A 19,078-nucleotide genomic window follows, 5' to 3' on the forward strand; every position below is an offset into this window, starting at 1 on the left:
TTATGAAAGAATTTTATCAATTGTGTCGAGCTCTTCAGCTGAGAATCGAGCAGACTTAAGAGCAGCGGCATTTTCTTCGATCTGTTCGGTTTTGCTTGCGCCGATCAGCACCGAGGTGACGCGCGGATCTTTTAAAAGCCAGGCGATCGCCATTTGCGGCAGGGATTGGCCGCGTTCGGCCGCCACTTGATTCAGCTTGCGGACTTTGCCAAGCACGTCTTCTGTGATGCCCTCGGCCTGCAAAAACGGACTGTTCACATCAGCGGCTCTTGACCCGGCGGGAATCCCGGTCAAATATTTCGTTGTTAAAAGCCCTTGGGCAAGAGGTGTAAACGCGATCGCCCCGGCTCCTTTTTTCTGCAGCACTTGCAGCAGGCCATTTTCCGGTTCTCTGTGGAACATTGAATATTTGGGCTGATGGATGAGGAGCGGAACCCCGTATTCTTGCAAAATATCGGCCGCCTTTTCGGTCTGTTCAGCGCTGTAGTTCGACAAACCGACATATAAAGCTTTTCCTTGCCTGACGACGTGGGCGAGCGCTCCCATCGTCTCTTCCAGCGGTGTATGTGGGTCAGGGCGGTGTGCATAAAATATATCGACATAATCAATGCCCATTCGTTTTAAACTTTGATCAAGGCTTGCCACGAGGTATTTTTTTGACCCCCAATCGCCGTATGGCCCAGGCCACATCGTATAGCCGGCTTTCGTGCTGATGACCATTTCATCGCGGTAGCCGGCAAAATCGGTTTTCAGCGCTTTTCCCAATGTTTCTTCGGCAGAACCGGGGGGCGGACCGTAATTATTCGCCAAGTCAAAGTGGGTGATTCCCAGATCAAATGCTTTTCTTAACAGCGCTTTGGCATTTTGAAACGAATTTGCTTCTCCGAAATTATGCCAAAGCCCTAAAGACAGAGCAGGCAGTTTTAATCCTGAATGTCCGCAGCGGTTATATTTCATATTTTCATAGCGTGAATCACTCGCCTGATACCCCATACGAATCCCTCTTTTCATTTTGTAATGAAATCGCTTACTAATCATTTTATGGGAACAGGCTGTGAGATTACAATCATCCTTTTTTGTATATTTCATAATCCTGCCGGTGCCGCCGGTCTCTGTCATTCTTCATGTCTCTTAAAAGGAACGGTATAAATATTCGGCCGGGGCGGCTTGTCCATTCCGGTTCCTAAATAAAATCCGGGGTGAGGCGGCTGATTGTAAGCGACATTTTGCCAGGCTACCCCCAAGCGGTAAACGGGATCGTGCATGAACGTATAGAAACGATGTTCAGTCAGCTCGGTCGTTGTGTATATTCGCAGAGCATCGTTTCGCGCGGTGCGGAACACGACATCTTCGCGCCAATCGCCGAATAGATTGGCCTGAAGCACAGGCGTCCCTTTCGTCCAATTGTTAGACAGCGTTCCCTCAGCAGTAAGCAGATTGACCAGCCTGCCGCTGTGATAGTCCCATTTATCAATTTTCGGGATGCCGGCAGGTTCTTTCCAATCGTGGTCAAGCAGCTCACGGAGAAGATCGCCGTCCCACCAAATCGCAAAATTGGCCGAAGCCGGAGCGGCGTCGCTGAGCTTTTCTCCCTTACTCGTATAGAGGCCGTATGATTTGCCTTCATTACCCGGGGGATCGATCGCCCAGACAAGCGCGCCTTTATAGCGGGGATCGATATGCGCGGCCATTCCCCGACCAACATCTGTATCGGCCGGCACTCCCCAGAGGATTTCCCCTGTACCCGCATCGCGAAATGAGAGGCCGTACGGAAGGCGCGGGTCTTCATGCACTTGAAAGACTTCCAGCCCGGGCCGATCCGGGTCAAGATCACTCACATGCATGGCGTCACCGTGTCCAAGCCCTGTCGTATAAAGTCCTGTTCCGTCATGATCCACAACCATCGCGCCGTAGACGATCTCATCTTTCCCGTCATCGTCGACATCAGCGACGCTCAGACTATGGTTTCCCTGCCCTGCATAGCCTTCGTTTCCGGGCTTGTCGCTGTCAAATGTCCATAGCTTAGTGAGCTTGCCGTCCCGGAAGTTGTAAGCGGCAAGCACCGTTCTTGTGTAATAACCGCGCGCCATAACAAGGCTCGGCCTTTCACCGTCCAAATAGGCGATGCCTGCCAAAAACCGGTCCATCCGGTTGCCGTATCCGTCTCCCCAGTCCTCAAGCCTGCCCCGCGGCGGATCGTAATCCACAGTTGCCAATTCCCTTCCCGTTTCCCCGTGAAAAATCGACAAATATTCAGGCCCGTCCAAAATTCGTCCATCTTTATTTCTGTAATCGGCAGCCTGATCGCCGATCACCCGTCCGGTTCCGTCAACCGTTCCGTCAGCCGTCTTCATGGCGATTTCCGCTTTTCCGTCGCCGTCAAGATCATAGACCATCAATTGGGTATAATGGGCGCCCGCGCGGATGTTTTTCCCGAGATGAATCCTCCACATGAATGTCCCGTCAAGCTTATAGGCATCGATGATGACTTCTCCGGTATAGCCGTTGTGCGCGTTATCTTTCGAATTGGACGGGTCCCATTTGAGCACAATTTCGTATTCTCCGTCGCCGTCAAGATCTCCGATGCTCGCGTCATTGGCGCTGTACGTATACTGTACGCCGTCAGGAGTTGTCCCGCCATCAGGCTTGTTTAACGGAACATCCAAGTACGGCTTCTGCCAGACAGCTGTTTTGTGCGACTGCTCGACTTCCTTATCTTCGAGAACCTTTGTCACATAATAGACAGATTCTCCGTTTCCGTGTTTATCAAGAAAGTTGGTCGATGATGAAACGGGTGTTGAGTTGATTCTGTGACCGTTGCGATATAGGTTAAAAGCCGTTTCTTCCGGATCGGTTCCTAAGAGCCGCCAGCTGAGAAAAACCCCTTTTTTTGTTTTTATAGCCACAAGTCCGCGGTTTAAGCGTTCCATTTGCCTCGGTTTTGCCGTCGTTTTCAGCGGCCGAACGCGTTCAGCTGCTGCATGTACGTCTTTTTCTCCCATCGTCCTCTCTCCCCTTTACGGTTTGGAATGGCGAACGGGAGAACCGGAGACCGGCTCTCCCGACACCTTATTTCTTGAGCGAGCGTTTCAGCGGATATATGTTCAAATCGGAGATTTCTTCTGTCACGAGCCTTGCCAACTGGTTTGCACCGAACTCGTGAAAATGCACCCTGTCCTGGATTCCGTCTGGATAATTCAGGCTTTCTCCCGGCTCTAAAAACATAAATACGTTTTTAGTCGCTTCAACGCCGATCTCGTTGTAATATTCAATGCTTTTTTTGTTTAAATCGATCACCGGAACGTTCATTTCCCGTCCCAGCTGTCTCATTGCGTTCGGATATTCTCCGATGCTGTTGTAGAAAACGCCCTTTTCATCATAGGTACGTTTGCTTTGAGAAGTGACGAGCACATGACGTCCTCCTTTTTCGCGGGCTTTGTTAATGTATGTTCTCAAGTATTCCTGAAATGTCGTATACGGATCTGTATGGCGGGCCGGATCTTGCCCGGCGTCATTGATACCGAACTGAATCAACAAATAATCGCCCCGTTTCATCCGGTTCAAAATCGTATCCAGCGACCGTTCATCCACAAAACTTTTCGCGCTTCTCGCGCGTTTCGCCTGGTTGTCGATGACGATTTCATCCGAGAAATAGCCGCCTAAAAATTGCCCCCAGCCTGCCATCGGCGCATAACCTGGTTCATAATCGGAGACCGTGGAATCTCCCGCCAGAAAGACCGTCGTCTTGTCATCTGTTACATGATAAGCCGTCTTCGTCAAGACCAGCGCATTGAGGCGCGGCGCTGTTCTCGCTGTTAAGGCTTGAATGGAAAGGCGGCCGCCGGAAATCTGAATCGGAAACGTTTTTTCGTTGTATCCGCCCGCTTCCGCTCCAAATGAATACAGCTGAAGCATGCCGTTTGCCCGTACATCCATGTTCGTTTTTGCCCGGGCATCTCCGGTGATCAGCCGGACATGATACAGACCGTCAGGCAAATCGACCGTAAACGCCGTCCCACCCGGTATGCAAAAGTCTGAACGAAGCGGATCGGCCGTGCCGCGGTCCGGACAAGTCACCTTTGCTGTGTCGTCAAATCCGTAGCCTTTTAGAGGAGTATAAGCCGATTGTGCGCCTACCGGAATAAAGCCTGAAGCAAGAGGCCCGTCACCGAAATCAAACCGATATACCTTCGAAATTTCGACGGCATACACTTTTGGCTGAGGTCCTTTCCACTCCAAATCGAGACGCCCGTCTTCCACCGTAACGGTGAACGATTTTTCGGCTGAACTTCCCTTTGCTCCGGCCGGGATCGTTCCCATTTCCTCTCCTTCGGCATAAAGCTTCAATTCACCGCGGGATGAGGCAAATACGGTTACGCGGTATTCGCCTGGAGAAAGATCCGCCAGAAAAGCCGTCCGGTTCACGACACAATAGTCTTTCTTGAGCGCTTCTTTTTTTTGCGTCTTTTTGCACACAGCGCTCCCTGCCCGTGAAAATCCGTAGCCTGCACCATTTTGATACGCGGAGGCCTCGTTCACTTTCACATAATCCTTTTCAGCGGGACCTTTTCCAAAATAGAACAGAAAAAGATCCTGATTGTGATGTGCGAGAGCGGCTTTCGGCTGCACAGGTCCCCCCATTCCCGTGCTGAAGAAGAAAAGGAGGAGGATGACCGATACGCAGCGAACATATCGCTTCATTATGCAGCTCCCCTTTTCATCAGCGTGTATAAATGTTCGGTTTCTCAGGTGTCTGCATGCCTTCGCCTAAATAAAAGCCGGTGTGCGGCGGCTGGTTGTAGCCGACATTCTGCCAGGCGATTCCGAGGCGATAGACGGCATCATGCATCAGCGTATACAAGCGGTGTTCCGTCACATCTGTCGTCGTGTAGATGCGCAGTTCGCTGCTGTCATCTGCTCGCCAGACCACTTCTTCGCGCCAGTCTCCGAGAATGTCAGCCTGCAGGGACGGCGTCGCTTTTGTTCCGTTATTTGCCGAAGCTCCGGATGCTGTCAGCAAGTTAACGGTTCGCGAATTCCGATAATCCCATTTATCAATTCTGTTGCTGTCCAGAAGCTCTCTTTGGAGATCACCGTCCCACCAAATGCCGAAGTTCGTTGATGAAGGCAATGTGCTCCCGATTTTTACACCTTTTGCCGTATAAAGACCGCCGTTCGCCCATACTTCCGCTCCTTCGTAGCGCGGATCGATATCAGCAGCCATCCCGCGTCCGACATCCTTGCCTGCGTGAACTCCCCAGATGATCTTTCCCGTTTTCGCGTCCCGGAAAGACAATCCATAAGGAGAATTGCTGTTTTCATGCACTTGAAAGACTTCGAGTCCCGGTCTTGACGGGTCCAGGTTTCCTGTATGCATGGCATCCCCATGTCCCCATCCGGTTGAATAAAGACCTTTACCGTCATGATCGACAGCCATTGCTCCGTATATGATTTCGTCCTTTCCATCTCCGTCAACATCAGCGACGCTCAAACTATGGTTGCCTTGACCGGCATAAGCGCCATTTCCGGGAGCGTCCGAATCAAACGTCCACAGCTTGGTCAGCTTTCCGCCTCTGAAGTTATAAGCGACAAGCACTGTTCTCGTGTAATACCCGCGTGCCATGACAAAACTCGGCCGCTCCCCGTCAAGGTATGCGACACCGGCCAGAAATCGGTCAACTCTGTTGCCGTAGCTGTCTCCCCAATCGGCTACATTTCCCCGGGCAGGTTCGTAGTTGACCGTTGTAAGCTCAGCGCCTGTATCGCCTTTAAAAACCGTCAAATACTCAGGGCCTGACAAAATTCGGCCTTGGGCATTACGATAATCGGCGTTTGCATTTCCGATCACCTTTCCCTTGCCGTCTTTCGTCCCGTCGGCCGTCTTCATGGCGATTTCCGCTTTTCCGTCGCCGTCAAAGTCATAGACGAGAAACTGTGTATAATGGGCGCCGGCGCGAATGTTTTTGCCAAGGTTGATTCTCCACATCATGGTCCCGTCAAGCTTGTATGCGTCAATCAGCACGTCTCCCGTGTATCCGTCATGTGAATTATCCTTTGAATTGGAAGGGTCCCACTTGAGAATGATTTCATATTCGCCGTCTCCATCAAGGTCGCCGACGCTCGCATCATTGGCGCTGTATGTGAATGACACCCCATCAGGCGTTTTTCCTCCGGCCGGTTTTTGCAGCGGAACAGATTTGTATGGTTTATTCCAAACTCCGGCGGTTTCAGAAGGAGCCTGCTCCACACCGTTCAAAACAGCGCGCACCTGGTAAACGGCATTCGAATCCCCGCCCGCATCTTGATAGTTTGTACTCGATGTAATCGGGGAACCGTTCAGCTTCTTTCCGTTTCGATACACATTAAATGAAACAGAAGCGGGCTCCGTTCCGAGCAGCCGCCAGCTCACAAAAACACCGTTCCCCGTTTTAACAGCGACAAGCCCCCGGTTCAGCGATTCCATTTGCCTTGCCTGCGCAGCCGTCCGCCCGTCTGCTTCCGCTTGTTCCGAGAAGCCGGTCACAAGTGTAATCAATAAAAGAGATGACGCGGCCAACAGTTTCTTCCACCTTTTCTTTCCTTTTTTCATCATCTTCTCCCTTCGCCTTTTTGTAAGCGCTTACTTAAAAAGGGATTCTATTACGGCTTCCATTTTTATTCAATTGCACTTTTTTGCCGAAAGGAAAAGATGTGTTCAAGTCCGATTTTAAGCGGTTCAGCTAGCCTTCCAGACGCAAAAAACAGCGATGTGCGATGAACATTGATACAAGAGCAAACAAACTGACACCATAAAATGGGATCAGTCCCGGAACCGTTAACAGCACATAAGCGACAAAGCCCCCAGCAGCAGCCATTCCGGCCGTCGTCAAAGGACGAACGAGACCGATCAGTGCAGCCTGTGAAAAATAGCGGGCAAACGGCAGCTGAACGTGAACGTAAAGCGGAAAAATATACACGAAAACTACGACATACATGAGCCCGGCCATCAGTGTGGCATAGCTGATGATGATTGAAAATAAATCCTCACGGACGCGGAAAAATTGATAGTTTACAAATAAAATTGTGCCGGCGGCGATGAGGATGAAGCCAATTCCGTTTGTTTTGAAAAACTCTTTTTTATACGTTTGATAAAACGTTTTGAATACCGGTGCGTCTGTCCGGCCGAGCAGCCACTTGCGCACGACCGTGAACATCGCGGCCGTGCTCGGAGCCCAGCCGAAAACAACGCCTCCTCCCAGCGTGAATAGAACCCAGAGCGCGTTCAGCCAGGCGATTTTCATGATCGCTTCACAAGCGCCGTACATCATCGCCATCACGCCTTTTTCCCGCATGTCCGATCCCCCTTTCAGTCGCGCAGCAGCCTGCGCACTTCAAAGTTGGCGTAGGCTGCTTTCAGCGGAGCCATTTGCCTGAAACCGATTTTTCCTCCTCCGTAAACCGGGCCGAAACGCCTGCCGTCATCCTCCCATTCCAAAATGGGCAGCCCGTTGATTGAAAAATGAACGGATGCCCCGTCTTTTATGAGCTTCATCCGGTAGGGAGGCAAAGCGTCAGCAGCGGGCGGAAGCGGATCGGCCCCCTCACAGACGAGGTGAAAACCGCGGCTTTTCCTGAGGTTGCATGTTCGGAATGCTCTTTCATCAGCATGCTTATGTCTGAAATACGACAGGTGCAATGTGTTGATGTCCCCTGAATGATATTGCGGATAATTTCCTGTTCTCTCCGCCAGCCGTCCGTCGAATAAATCTTCCCCATTCATGCCGGTTGCTGCAAAAAATATCATGCATAAGCCGGGCTCCCGCACAGGATAGAAATCCCACTTCACAACTATTCCATCAGGGAATGTCTCAGGACACCAGTAAACAAAATGGGCATCGTCCCCATATTGCTCAGCGTCGAGTTCGTTCTCCATCTGCAGGCGGCCGTGCGGAAAACGAACGATTCCTTTCCCTTCCATCACCCAGCCGCGGAGATCTTCAGGAGATGATAAAGGGTTTCGATACATCAGGCTTCCTTCTCTTGCATTACACGCCGGCACGGAAATCGCTCCTTTCACAATGAAGATAAGCCGCTAGAGGCAGACCGAGCTCTCTGATTCCTTCTGTTACCAGCCTGGCGACTTGACGGGCCCCCGCCTCGGAAAAATGGGTATTGTCTTCGATTCCATTTGGATAATGAGGGTGTTCATCCGGCTGAAAGTGGACGAACAGCCGTTTTGAGCCTTCCATTCCGAGAGATTCATAGAGCGCTTTTGTTCTGGACCATAAATCGATCAACGGCACTTCGAAGCGGTCAGCGAGCGCCTTCATCGCTTTCGGAAAATCCCCGAGTGTATCGGCGGGCTTTCCGTTTTGATCAAAGCGTCTGCGCTCTACAGAAGTGATCAAAACCGGAGTCGCAAGTTTTTCGCGAACCGCTTCCACATAGCGGACAAGATGCTCCTGATAGGTTGTATACGGGTCTGTTCCGTACGGCTTTTGATCGTTGTGGCCGAACTGGATCAACACATAATCACCAGGCGCAAGCCGCTCCGTCATGTCATCGAGCCGGCCTTCATCAATGAAGCTGTTCGAACTGGCCCCGCCTTTTGCCATATTCACGACCGCAGCTTCATCTGAGAAAAACAGCGGAAGCATCTGTCCCCAGCCGGCCATCGGCGCTTCATGCGGGGGACAGTCTGCGACGGTCGAATCCCCGGCCAAATATACTGTCACTTTTGGCTTTTTGTCTGTTTGTTTCATAACACTCTCCCTTTCACGAAGATTCCTGATGAATCTGCCTGTAGCGGCTCGGCGGAATGCCGACCTGCTTCTTGAAAATCCGGTTGAAATAGCTGTGTCTGTAGCCGACCTCTTCAGAAACGTCATGGATTTTTTTATTCGTTTCAAGAAGGAGCTCTTTCGCTTTTTCGATTCTGAGACGGGTAACATAGTCGATAAAATTGATGCCGGTTACTTGTTTGAAAGCTTTGCTCAGCGTATACGAATTCGTCCCGGCTTGATCAGCGCAGCTTTCAAGCGAGATATCGTTCATATAATGCTGATGAATCATCTCAAGCACCTGTTCGACAAGCCGTTTTTGCTGTCTGTTTTTCCTGCCTTCCATTTCTTTAAGATACGGGCTTACGACACGCTCCATCATCCAGCCGACGGCCCTTTCCGGCTCCCTCAGCTCTGAAAGCTCCTGCAGCAGATTTTTTCGGCTGAACAATTCATAAGGGTGAAGGCCGGAATGAAAGATCTCTTCCTGGATCTTTGCCAACAGCTGCATCATGCCCGGCTGGATGCGGATTTCCGTCTTTCCTTTATCGGACAGCTCCCGGATGAACAGCCTGATCCGCCTTTCGACTTCATCCCTTTCTTCAAGCCGCAACGCCCTGACGACCTCTTTTTCAAGGGTGAACGGATAGTATGATTCAGCGGGAGGCATGTCTTCCCGCCGGCTTAAATCGATCACCTGGCTGGCGTTTTCGAACTGTCTGTAATGCCTGCCTTCTTTCACCTCTTCATACATGCCGGGAATGTCTTTTAACATGTCAGCGGTTTTAGATACCGTCACTGTGACGTGGAGCCTTGATATGCCGCAGATCACATCCGTCAGCTCACGCACAAATTGGGCGGTTTCTTCCTTGAAGGCTGTTTTCCTGCCGCTCATCAGCAGCACAGCGAGCGATAACGAACGGACATCGGTCATATAAATATGTTTGAATGTCCTGCCAGCCAGTTCGCGCGTAATGTTGCCCAGCAAAAAGCCCGCCAGACTTTCATCCTTTTTTGTAAAAGCTCCGTTCCCTTCGTAGAGACCCGTCAGCTGGATATCGATGATGGTAAACACATTGTCTTTCGCTTCCCAGCCCCACCTTTTCAGACGATCTCTCAAATTCCTCTCTGATTCATCTGCAAAGTATCCGCCGAGAAGGCGCTGAAAAAAAACGTTTGCAGCCTGGGGCAGTTCCTTTTTCAGTCTGCCGCTTTCCTTAGTCAGGTCTTCCCAGCGCTTCTCGAGCCAATGAAATTCATCCGGAAAATGAGCGGCCTTACCCTCTCCTGAGCAGAGCTTGATCAGCCTTGCGACAGGTGAATAAATTTTGTGTGACGCATACCATGACAGAATGAAGGCAAGAACGATCCCGGCGATGCTGACCGACGCGACGAGCTTTGATAAAAACAACACCGGAGCCGTAATCGCCGACATCGGTGAAGCCGAGACATAGGTCCATTCCTGGTTTAATCTGTCCATTCGTCCGTATGAAACGGAATACGCCCCTCCGTCCCAATCCATCACAAAGGAGCCCTGTTGATTTTTTTGTTTCTCAAGCCTTTCTTTTAAAACGCTTTCAAAATCAGCTTTGCCGCGTTTGCTCCAAGAAACAGGCTTCTGATTATGATGAAAAAGAAGCGCTGTTCCCTTTGAATACGGTGAAAGGCTTTCCAGCAAATGCCCCATTTCTTTTTCGTCAAGCGTCAAAATCAGCGCGCCGAACGGCTCTGAGATGCCTCCCGGAATTTTGTGGACAAGCGCCATTCCGTACGGCGCGCGGCTCATGTCTTTCCAATAAACGTTTTGACCGCCTTCAAGCAGCGAATGATAGGCCTTTAAGATGTTCCGGTCGGTCATTCCGCTGTATTCCGGGTTTAAGAGAATCGGCTCCTTCCCTTGAATAAACAGTTCAACCTTGTGAATGAGCGGATTTTGATCCTGAAGCAAAAACAGCGATTTTGAGAGCTTGTACGTCGTTTGAAAATCCGTTTGCAGATCGGCATCGGCCAGACCGTTCATCAGGCGCGGATCATATGCAAGCTGGGAGAGCATGATCTCAAGCCCTTCCAGCTTGTCATCGATTTGGCTGATTTGGCGTTTCACCTGGTTTTCGTGCATTTGTTGGAGCTCTTTTTCAATTTTTGCAGCGGAAAACAAATAGATTCCTGCACCCGTCAATAAACCGGGAATACACGCAATCAGCAGAATCAGCACAAAGCTTTTTTTGAAAAAACTCCCTTTTCGCCGTGAAACATACCTTTGATGCAGCTTTTTCATCCCTCTCCCCCCACTGCAATGAAAAGAATGTTTCTTTTTCAATTTCTATTGGAACGCACGCGACTTGGAGCGGACGACGTCGGCCAAAAAAGTCAGGGCAAGCCCCTGTCCCCAGCCTTGAATCCGTTTATACGGAACGTCTTTGTAACCCCGCGCATCCCGCATCACCGCTGTGCCCGCTGAAACGCGTTCCACCCTTCCGTCAGGCGCGACCGCATCTGTTATAGCTGAGAGCGCCTTCTGAACGGATTTGTGGTATAGCGAGCCTCTGGACAGCAGGCCGGAAGCAATTCCCGCAGACCCCGACACTTCAAGATATGAATCAGGGTCCGTCAGTACGGTGTGCCATAAACCAGAAGGATGCTGAAGCCTGACAAGCGCGCTCAACAAGTCTCGGAGCGAACCGTCAATGATCATATATGAAGGATGCGTAACATCGATCAAAGGGAGCGCTTTTGCCATCGTCAAAGCTGCCCATCCGTTTCCCCTTCCCCAAAATATGCCTGACAGATTGTTTTTGGCCACATGGTCCCATCCGTGATAATAAAGATTGGTCTCCATGTCCTGCAAAAATTCTTCATGGCCGTGATACTGGCGCAGCCCGTCTTCAAAATATTCCTCGCTGCCGACAAGTTTTCCGATTCGGAGAAGGAACAAGCCCGCCATCATCATCGTATCGACCCATGCCTGTTCAGGGAATACATGTTTCTCTGAGTTGACGGTGTGCTGCAAAATCCCGTCTGCGAACCGGGGCGCTTCGCGGAGCACATAGTCCGCCATTTGCCGGGCGGTGTCAAGATAACTGTCATCTCCTGACGCCTGGTAGAGCGACAGAAGGGTATGCCCGATGGATACCCCGTTGATCGACAGCTTAGGCAAGCCGTCTTCAAGTTTTTCATCCGTCCAGTTTTTCAAAAGTTCGAGGTATTCGTCATTTTCGGTTGCTTCATACGCCTCAGCGACGCCGTAAAACGCGACGCCGCCCGGCCAATCCCATTCGAAATCCATCTCAAATGTCCGCTTGACGATTCTGTCGATCACTTCATTCAGTTTTTCTTCATCAAAAACAAGCTTTGTCATGCACTTTTCTCTCCTTTGTTATTTTAATCCGCTCATGCTGATTCCTTGGACGATTGATTTTTGAAAAACGAAAAACACGAGGATTACCGGGACGAGTGAGACGACTGACATCGCAAACATCGCCCCCCAGTTAGACGCCGTTTCCGTATCTAAAAACAGCTTTAGTGCCATAGAAACCGGGTAAAGCTCCGGCTTGTTCAAGTAAAGAAGCGGATTGATCAGCTCCTCCCACTTCCAGTAAAACGAGAAAATGGCGGACGTCGCGAGCGCCGGCGCGATCAATGGCAAAATGATTCTGAAAAAGATGCCGAGACGACTGCAGCCGTCAATTTTTGCCGCTTCATCGAGTTCTACCGGGATCGTCCTGATGAACTGAATCATCAGAAAGATAAAAAACGCGTGCCCGAAAAATTGGGGAACAACGATCGGCTTGAATGAATTCAGCCAATCCAATTTTGCAAAAATGATGTATTGCGGAATCATCAGCACCTCGTGCGGCAGCATCATCGTCACCATCATGCAGCTGAACCAAAATGCCTTCCCTTTAAACGGAATCCGCGCGAATCCGTAAGCGATGAACGCTGAGGACAAAACCGCGCCGACCGTCGAGAGGCCGACGATAATAAGCGAATTTTTAATAAATGTGATGAACGGCTGTCCGGCGATCCCTTTCCAACCCTCCGTATAATTGGACAGGATCAAAGGGTCCGGGATGAGCGAATGGGATGTGGCGAATATGCTCGCACTTTCTTTAAACGAGCTTGCAATCAGCCAGATAACGGGATACAAAAGGATGATCGCAAGACTGGCAGTCGCGATATGAAACACGAGATGCCCGGCTCTTTTCTTTCCCTTTCCTGTGGGAAGCGGGGCAGGCGCTGCCCGCCCCGAAATGTCTTTTACCGGCTTCACCAGCTACCCCTCCTTCGATTCGTAATGCACCCATAAGGATGAAGTTTTGAACAATATGAATGTGACAAGGCCGATCAGGATCAGCATCACCCATGCCATCGCCGATGCGTAGCCCATTTGGAAAAAGTTGAAGGCCCGCTGGAACAAATAGAGGGAATACAAAAGCGTCCCGTCAAGCGGACCGCCTTCCCCTTTTGAAATAATGTAGGCCGGCGTAAAGGTCATGAAGGCTGAAATGGTCTGCATCACCAGGTTAAAAAAGATGATCGGGCTGAGAAGCGGGAGCGTAATGAGAAAAAACCGCTGAAATCTGTTTGCACCGTCGACACTTGCCGCTTCCTGATACATCGGCGGGATATTTTTCAATCCGGCAAGAAAGATCAGCATGGAAGAGCCGAACTGCCACACCGACAAAAGAATCAAGGTCCACAATGCGCTTGTCGGGTCCTGATACCAAAGAATCTTCTTGTCAAAACCGAGGAAGAATAAAAGCGCATTGATAACACCGTCATTGCCAAATACATTTCGCCACATAATCGCGACCGCCACGCTGCCGCCGATAATGGACGGGAGATAAAAAAGCGTCCGGTAAATGCCGACACCTTTTTCGGCTCTGTTCAAAATCACCGCGATGAAAAGCGCAAACGCGAGGCGCAGCGGAACACCGGCGAGCACGTAATAAAACGTCACTTTCAGCGAGCCCCAGTACTTTTCATCATCTGTCAGCATTGCCTTATAATTGTCAAGGCCGACCCATTTGGGCGCGGTGAACAGATCGTAGCTTGTAAAAGACAGAAACAGCGAGGCTCCCATCGGAATGACGGTAAAGCATAAAAATCCGATAATAAACGGGGAAATAAAGGCGTAACCCGCCAAATTGTCAATTCTTTTTTTTCGCTTCACGTTCACTTCCTCCTGCATTTGATGAGCGGCCTTCCTCCACTTGCCCCGCTTATCATTGTTGGTTTCTTTTCAGTATCGCGTCCGCTTCTTTTCTGAACTTCGCGGCTCCTTCTTCAGGCGTGATCTTTTTAAACAAAATCTGGTCTGACGTGTCTTTTAGCAGTTTGATAACTTCGGCGCTGCCGATCGGTTCAGGCGGTTCCGCTTCTCCTGCGGACTCCGAAGCCCGTTCGACATATTCGAAAATCTTTTTCTCCTCTTCGCTCAGTTCTTTCTTCACCGTTTCCGCAATTTTGGAGGAAACCGGCACGCCTCTTTCTCCTTTGATCAGGGCATTGGCTTTTTCATTGTTAATAAAGAAGTCGATGAATGCAGCCGCTTCTTTTTTTTGCTCGGAGCTTTTCGGGATTGAAAACAGCATGCTCGGCCTTAAAAACAGCGCTTTTTCTTTCGCCTGTTCAGGAGGCAGCTTTAATGAAAGAGGCGCATCGGTCAGCTGTGCGAACGCCGAAAACTGATTTGAATAATTCCATGTTGCAGCCGTTCGGCCTTTAACGATAAAATCGTCCTCCATTCCCTTCACTTGCGCGCTTTCATCAGGTGTCGGCGATGCTTTTTCATCAACGAGCTTCACCTGCCGCTTGAAGTAATCGACAAACAGCTTGTCGTCTGAATAAGCAAGGCCTGTGCCGTCCTCTTTATAAAAGCGCTCGCCCTTCGTCCTCAAGTAATAAGGGAAAAAGACATCAGGCGGATGCATGCCGTTTGAACCGTATTGCCCCGTCTTCTCCTCGACCTCTAGCGCCAGGTTTTCAAAATCGGTCCACGTCCAGCTGCCGTCGTCAATCTCAACGCCCGCTTCTTTTAGCATGTCGTCATTTGTAATCACCGACAGCACATTCACACCGAGCGGGAAGCCGTATAACTGATCACCGATTTTGCCGCCTTTGATCGTCTTTTCATCAATCGCTTCGGTATTGATGGTCCCGTCCTTGACGTACGGAGTCAGATCTTCAAGCTGGCCTTTCTTGCCGTATTGGGATAAATACGCCATATCCATCTGAATCACATCTGGCAGCTGACCCGCCGCAGACATCGGGGCAAGCTTTTTCCAATAATCGTCCCAATTCGCAAACTCCGCTTCGATTTTGACATGCGGATGTTCCTTTTCATACAGCTCGATGATTTTTGATGTATAATCATGCCGAGGCTGTCCGCCCCACCACGCGACCCTCAAGGTAACCTTCTTTTTGCCGTCCGCACCGGCCGCCTCTTCAGTGTTTGAACTGCATCCAAACAGGCCGAGCGTCAGCAAAACGCAAAATGAGAAAAACACAAATCTTCTCATCAACATTTCCCCTCCTTATTTTGCAAGTGCTTACATTTCATTTTAAATTCAACTTTTTGTCCCAGAAACTCAAAAAACAGAGAAGAATGTTAAAAAAACAGAGATTCCGTCAATACGCAAAAAACCGCCGGATATACCCGGCGGCATTAAAACGTGTTTTCTTCTTTTTTTCGAAATTCTGACGGGGTGAGTCCCGTGTATTTTTTAAAAACAAGGCTGAAGTATTTCGGATTATGGCCAAACCCCAGTTCCTCTGCCAGTGCGCCGATGGCCGTGTTTTTAGACTTCTTCATTTTCGCGATCGCTTTTTCGATGCGCACCTTTGCGACATAGTTTGAAAACCTTTCACCGGTTTCCTGTTTAAACAGCTTGCCGAGATAATCCGGATTCATGTACAGCATGTTGCGGGCTGCCCATTTCAGCGAAAGCTTCGGATTTGAGGCTTCCTTTTCGATGAGATCGAGCATCCTCCCGATTAAAACCGATGTCTCTCCTTCATCTTGGACGATCTGTGCGTATGCCTTTTCATACATCACGGAGGCTTCGCTGATACTGCCGCTTTCGCTGAGTGATGCTTCAGGTTCAAATTGAAGCAGATGGCGTGAAAGCTCTTGGACGCTTTTCATTTTTTCCTCAAGCACGGCGGGAGCCAATGCTCCGTCTACTGCACAGACAAGCACTTGTTGAACGCGGGCCGAAGCGATGACAGAACCGTTCAGCACCTCATCCGCAATCGACTCAACGCCTCGTGCATAGTCTTTGTCATCCCCGTCCCGGACGGAAAACAGGATCAGCCTGATGACCTTTTGCTCTGAAAAGAAGCGCAGGCACGTTTCATCCTCGATGCGGCCGCCCGTGACCAGCTCTTTTAGCATCTGCTTCATAAGATGCGGTTTCATCATCTCCAGATCGGTTTTCACTTTTTGCGCCGATTCCTCTTTTTTCAGCTCGCCGATCACGCTTTGAAGCGAATCTGTAATGTGGCTTTCATTGCAGGGTTTGAGCAAATAATGCCTGACTCCGTATGACATCGCTTTTTTTGCATATTCAAACTGGCCGAAGCCCGTCAGCAAAATAAACCGGATTGACGGGTGGTCGCGGGATACTTTCTCGATCAGTTCGAGTCCTCCCATCCCGGGCATTTTAATATCGCTGATCACAATATCCGGCCGCTCTTCCATAATCAGGCGGTAGGCGTCAATCCCGTTTTGCGCGGCTCCGATCAAAGACGTCCCGAACGAATTCCATTCGATCATGCTGGAGATGCCGTCGAGAATAATCCGTTCATCGTCCGCCAACAGCACTTTATACATCATCACACCCCGCTTTGAAATGGTATTTTAATCATCATTTCGGTTCCCTTGTTCTTTTCGCTTGAAATCGTCAAGCCATACCCTTTGCCAAACATCAGCTGAATGCGCTCATCGATATTTTGCAGCCCGATTCCTCTGCCTCTTGTCCGGACAAGCTCTTTTCTCGCTTTTTCCAAAAAGTCTTCATCCATGCCCGGTCCGTTGTCGGCAACCGTTAAATACACAAGCCCGCCTTTTTTATATGCTTTGATTTGAATATGGCAAGGTTCAATGAAGGGCTCGAGACAGTATGTAATCGCGTTTTCAGCCAAAGGTTGGAGAACAAGCTTAGGTATGCGGCATTTTTTCACCGCCGGCTCAATGTCAAGCTTAAAAACGAGCCGCTCCTCAAAGCGAAAACGCTGAATCGTAAAATAGTGGAGCACAATTTCAGCTTCTTCCTCGATCGTCAGCACGTCGGTTTTCATATTGATGGCATTCCTGAGCAAAAACCCGAGAGATTCAGTCATCTTTGAAATTTGCGGCTGATGGTTCGTTTTTGCCAGCCAGTTGATCGACTCGAGCGTGTTGTATAAAAAGTGGGGGTTGATTTGCGCTTGGAGCGCTTTAAATTCCGTCTCTTTCAGCATCAGCTGCTTCTTGTAGTTCTCGGCAATCAGTTCATTGATCCGTTCAAGCATCGTAAAAAAGTTGCGGTTTAAGACGCTGACTTCATCCTGCCGGTCTGAAGGAGCGCGAGTGAGCGGCGCCAGTTTAAAATCGCCGTTTTGGACATTTTTCATGGCTGCCACCAGCTTCTCAATCGGACTCGTAATGCCCCTGGCCATTTTTCTTCCAAAGAGGACCGCAATCAGAAAGAAGAGGATAAAAAGGGAAATCAGGATCGTCTTCATCGCAGAGATTTTCGAAAACATAGCGTCAAAGGGGATCAGGCTCCAATACGTCCAATTCTTATACGCTGATTTGACATATGAAACGAAAAAGCGCTGGCCGTTTTCCTCCACAATGTCATATCCGTTTTCAGCATGGGAAGATAAACGAAGTCCATCGGTTTGGCTGAAAGGCATTTCAGAAAAAAACAGCTCCCGCCCGTCCGACATCGCAATCTTGCCCGCGCCTTCCCCCCAGTCTTTCGGAAGATCGCCAATCACCCGTTTTAAATCGGCGACAATCACCACTGTTCCCAGATGGTCAAGGTTTAAACGCTCATAGGAGCGGATTTCCCGGACGGATAACAGCTCGCCGGTTTCACCCGGCATGGGCTCCCACGTGTTGCTGCCTTTTTGGCGCGACGCTTTTTCGATCAGCGCATTCTTTTGCTCCCGCAATGCTTCGGTTAAATTCGCCCCTGCGGAATACTCGGTGCCGGAAGCATCAAACAAATGAATCGATTTAATGTACCGCTTAGAGCCGGTATATTCGGCAAGCTTATCCCAAATTTTGCTTTTCATCCGGTAGCGCCCGTATTTGTTTTGGCCTCGGCCGGCTTTCAGAAGGTTCGCTTGGATGTCAGCGTCAGTGGTCAGTTGATATGACACATCCTCAATCTTTTTCAATTCATCTTCAATGCTTTTTGATGATAGCATCAGCACCTGTGACGACTTCCTGTAAATCTGCTGGTCATATACACGGAACGCGTATTGAACGCCGCTCAAGATCAGGATGAGCGAAACGGCCATGATCAGTGAAATCAAGATAAACAATTGATCTTTAATTTTTAAATGCTGATAGCGGTTCACCGAACGAACACCTTCATTTCAAGCGTGTGACGGCAGCCTGCTTATCTGTCCGGCGCCCGTCGATTGCTCGGAACGCCTGAAACGAGAGCTTCGTCAAAATGAAGCTTAAAGCGCTGCCGCTGAAAAACAGAAGAAATGTGACATGAAATAAAGCGAGCAGAATCATGCCAAACGCGCTGATCAGCATGAAAAACGAGGTGAGCGGACGGGAAAAGCCGATGATAAAGCTGTATTTCAGCACTGCACTCCGTTTTAAATCGTAGTGGACATCAATTGGAAAAGCGTATAAGAGGATGATGGCGTAAATGATAAACAAACTGATGAACAGGCTTAAGATAACCGGCTGATCGTGAAAATAGACGGCCGCAATTTGAAAATCAACAATCAGCAATAAACCGACCAGACCCAATATCAAACCGAGAACGCTTGCTTTGGCCCATTTCTTTTTAAACGCCTGAAAAAACGTCTGAAACACCGGGATATCCGTCTTTCCAAGCGCCCACTGGGATGTCACAGCGAACATCGCGGCAGTCGCCGGCGCTAAACCGAAGATGACCGCTCCCGCCAGCGTGAAGCCGATCCACAGCAGATTCAAATAGGCGAGCCGCATCACCCACTCGCAAAAGCGGTAAAATCCATTTGCCAACGTGTGAATCATGGTCTCCCTCCTTCGCAAATTTAGTAAACGCTTACAAAAAATATATTTCTCTTCTTTCGAAAAAAATCCTTTTTTCCCCGCTGACAGA

15 protein-coding genes are annotated in these 19,078 nt (G+C 49.7%); all 15 read right to left on the reverse strand.

Features of this window, described 5'->3' with window-relative positions; all coding sequences use genetic code 11:
* The gene (mgrA, locus tag ACVC9U_RS12060) at positions 1 to 993 is read right to left on the reverse strand and encodes an L-glyceraldehyde 3-phosphate reductase (protein WP_075753472.1); all 993 of its coding nucleotides are present in this window, start codon (positions 991 to 993) and stop codon (positions 1 to 3) included.
* A gap of 122 nt (positions 994 to 1,115) precedes the next feature.
* Entirely contained in the window at positions 1,116 to 3,002 is a 1,887-nt protein-coding gene (locus ACVC9U_RS12065) for a rhamnogalacturonan lyase (protein ID WP_075753219.1), read from the reverse strand.
* Positions 3,003 to 3,069: 67 nt separating this feature from the next.
* On the reverse strand, positions 3,070 to 4,701 hold the full coding sequence (locus ACVC9U_RS12070) for a rhamnogalacturonan acetylesterase (protein ID WP_441391001.1): 1,632 nt from the start codon (positions 4,699 to 4,701) through the stop codon (positions 3,070 to 3,072).
* 19 nt (positions 4,702 to 4,720) lie between these two features.
* The gene (locus tag ACVC9U_RS12075) at positions 4,721 to 6,589 is read right to left on the reverse strand and encodes a rhamnogalacturonan lyase (RefSeq protein ID WP_154495652.1); all 1,869 of its coding nucleotides are present in this window, start codon (positions 6,587 to 6,589) and stop codon (positions 4,721 to 4,723) included.
* 130 nt (positions 6,590 to 6,719) lie between these two features.
* Positions 6,720 to 7,331: a YesL family protein gene (locus ACVC9U_RS12080; RefSeq protein ID WP_075753221.1), complete on the reverse strand. Its 612-nt coding sequence runs from the start codon at positions 7,329 to 7,331 to the stop codon at positions 6,720 to 6,722.
* Positions 7,332 to 7,345: 14 nt separating this feature from the next.
* Positions 7,346 to 8,005, reverse strand: coding sequence for a YesU family protein (locus ACVC9U_RS12085; RefSeq protein ID WP_075753476.1), 660 nt, complete (start codon positions 8,003 to 8,005; stop codon positions 7,346 to 7,348).
* 19 nt (positions 8,006 to 8,024) lie between these two features.
* Complete coding sequence (locus ACVC9U_RS12090) at positions 8,025 to 8,741, reverse strand: rhamnogalacturonan acetylesterase (RefSeq protein ID WP_075753223.1); 717 nt, start codon at positions 8,739 to 8,741, stop codon at positions 8,025 to 8,027.
* Positions 8,742 to 8,754: 13 nt separating this feature from the next.
* Positions 8,755 to 11,037: a helix-turn-helix domain-containing protein gene (locus ACVC9U_RS12095; RefSeq protein WP_075753225.1), complete on the reverse strand. Its 2,283-nt coding sequence runs from the start codon at positions 11,035 to 11,037 to the stop codon at positions 8,755 to 8,757.
* 45 nt (positions 11,038 to 11,082) lie between these two features.
* Positions 11,083 to 12,117, reverse strand: coding sequence for a glycoside hydrolase family 88/105 protein (locus ACVC9U_RS12100; RefSeq protein WP_075753227.1), 1,035 nt, complete (start codon positions 12,115 to 12,117; stop codon positions 11,083 to 11,085).
* An 18-nt stretch (positions 12,118 to 12,135) separates the two neighbouring features.
* A complete protein-coding gene (locus ACVC9U_RS12105) occupies positions 12,136 to 12,945 on the reverse strand; it encodes a carbohydrate ABC transporter permease (RefSeq protein WP_252606914.1) in 810 nt (269 codons plus the stop codon).
* A gap of 87 nt (positions 12,946 to 13,032) precedes the next feature.
* On the reverse strand, positions 13,033 to 13,950 hold the full coding sequence (locus ACVC9U_RS12110; RefSeq protein ID WP_041817190.1) for a carbohydrate ABC transporter permease: 918 nt from the start codon (positions 13,948 to 13,950) through the stop codon (positions 13,033 to 13,035).
* Positions 13,951 to 13,984: 34 nt separating this feature from the next.
* Positions 13,985 to 15,280 (reverse strand): ABC transporter substrate-binding protein, encoded by a 1,296-nt coding sequence (locus ACVC9U_RS12115; RefSeq protein ID WP_370510556.1) that lies wholly within the window; start codon positions 15,278 to 15,280, stop codon positions 13,985 to 13,987.
* A gap of 146 nt (positions 15,281 to 15,426) precedes the next feature.
* Positions 15,427 to 16,593 (reverse strand): response regulator transcription factor, encoded by a 1,167-nt coding sequence (locus ACVC9U_RS12120; RefSeq protein ID WP_075753233.1) that lies wholly within the window; start codon positions 16,591 to 16,593, stop codon positions 15,427 to 15,429.
* Between the two features lie 2 nt (positions 16,594 to 16,595).
* Entirely contained in the window at positions 16,596 to 18,332 is a 1,737-nt protein-coding gene (locus tag ACVC9U_RS12125) for a sensor histidine kinase (protein WP_441391006.1), read from the reverse strand.
* Positions 18,333 to 18,345: 13 nt separating this feature from the next.
* The gene (locus ACVC9U_RS12130; RefSeq protein WP_441391008.1) at positions 18,346 to 18,990 is read right to left on the reverse strand and encodes a YesL family protein; all 645 of its coding nucleotides are present in this window, start codon (positions 18,988 to 18,990) and stop codon (positions 18,346 to 18,348) included.
* Positions 18,991 to 19,078 lie beyond the last annotated feature (88 nt).

The organism is Bacillus sp. GM2 (assembly GCF_056155945.1).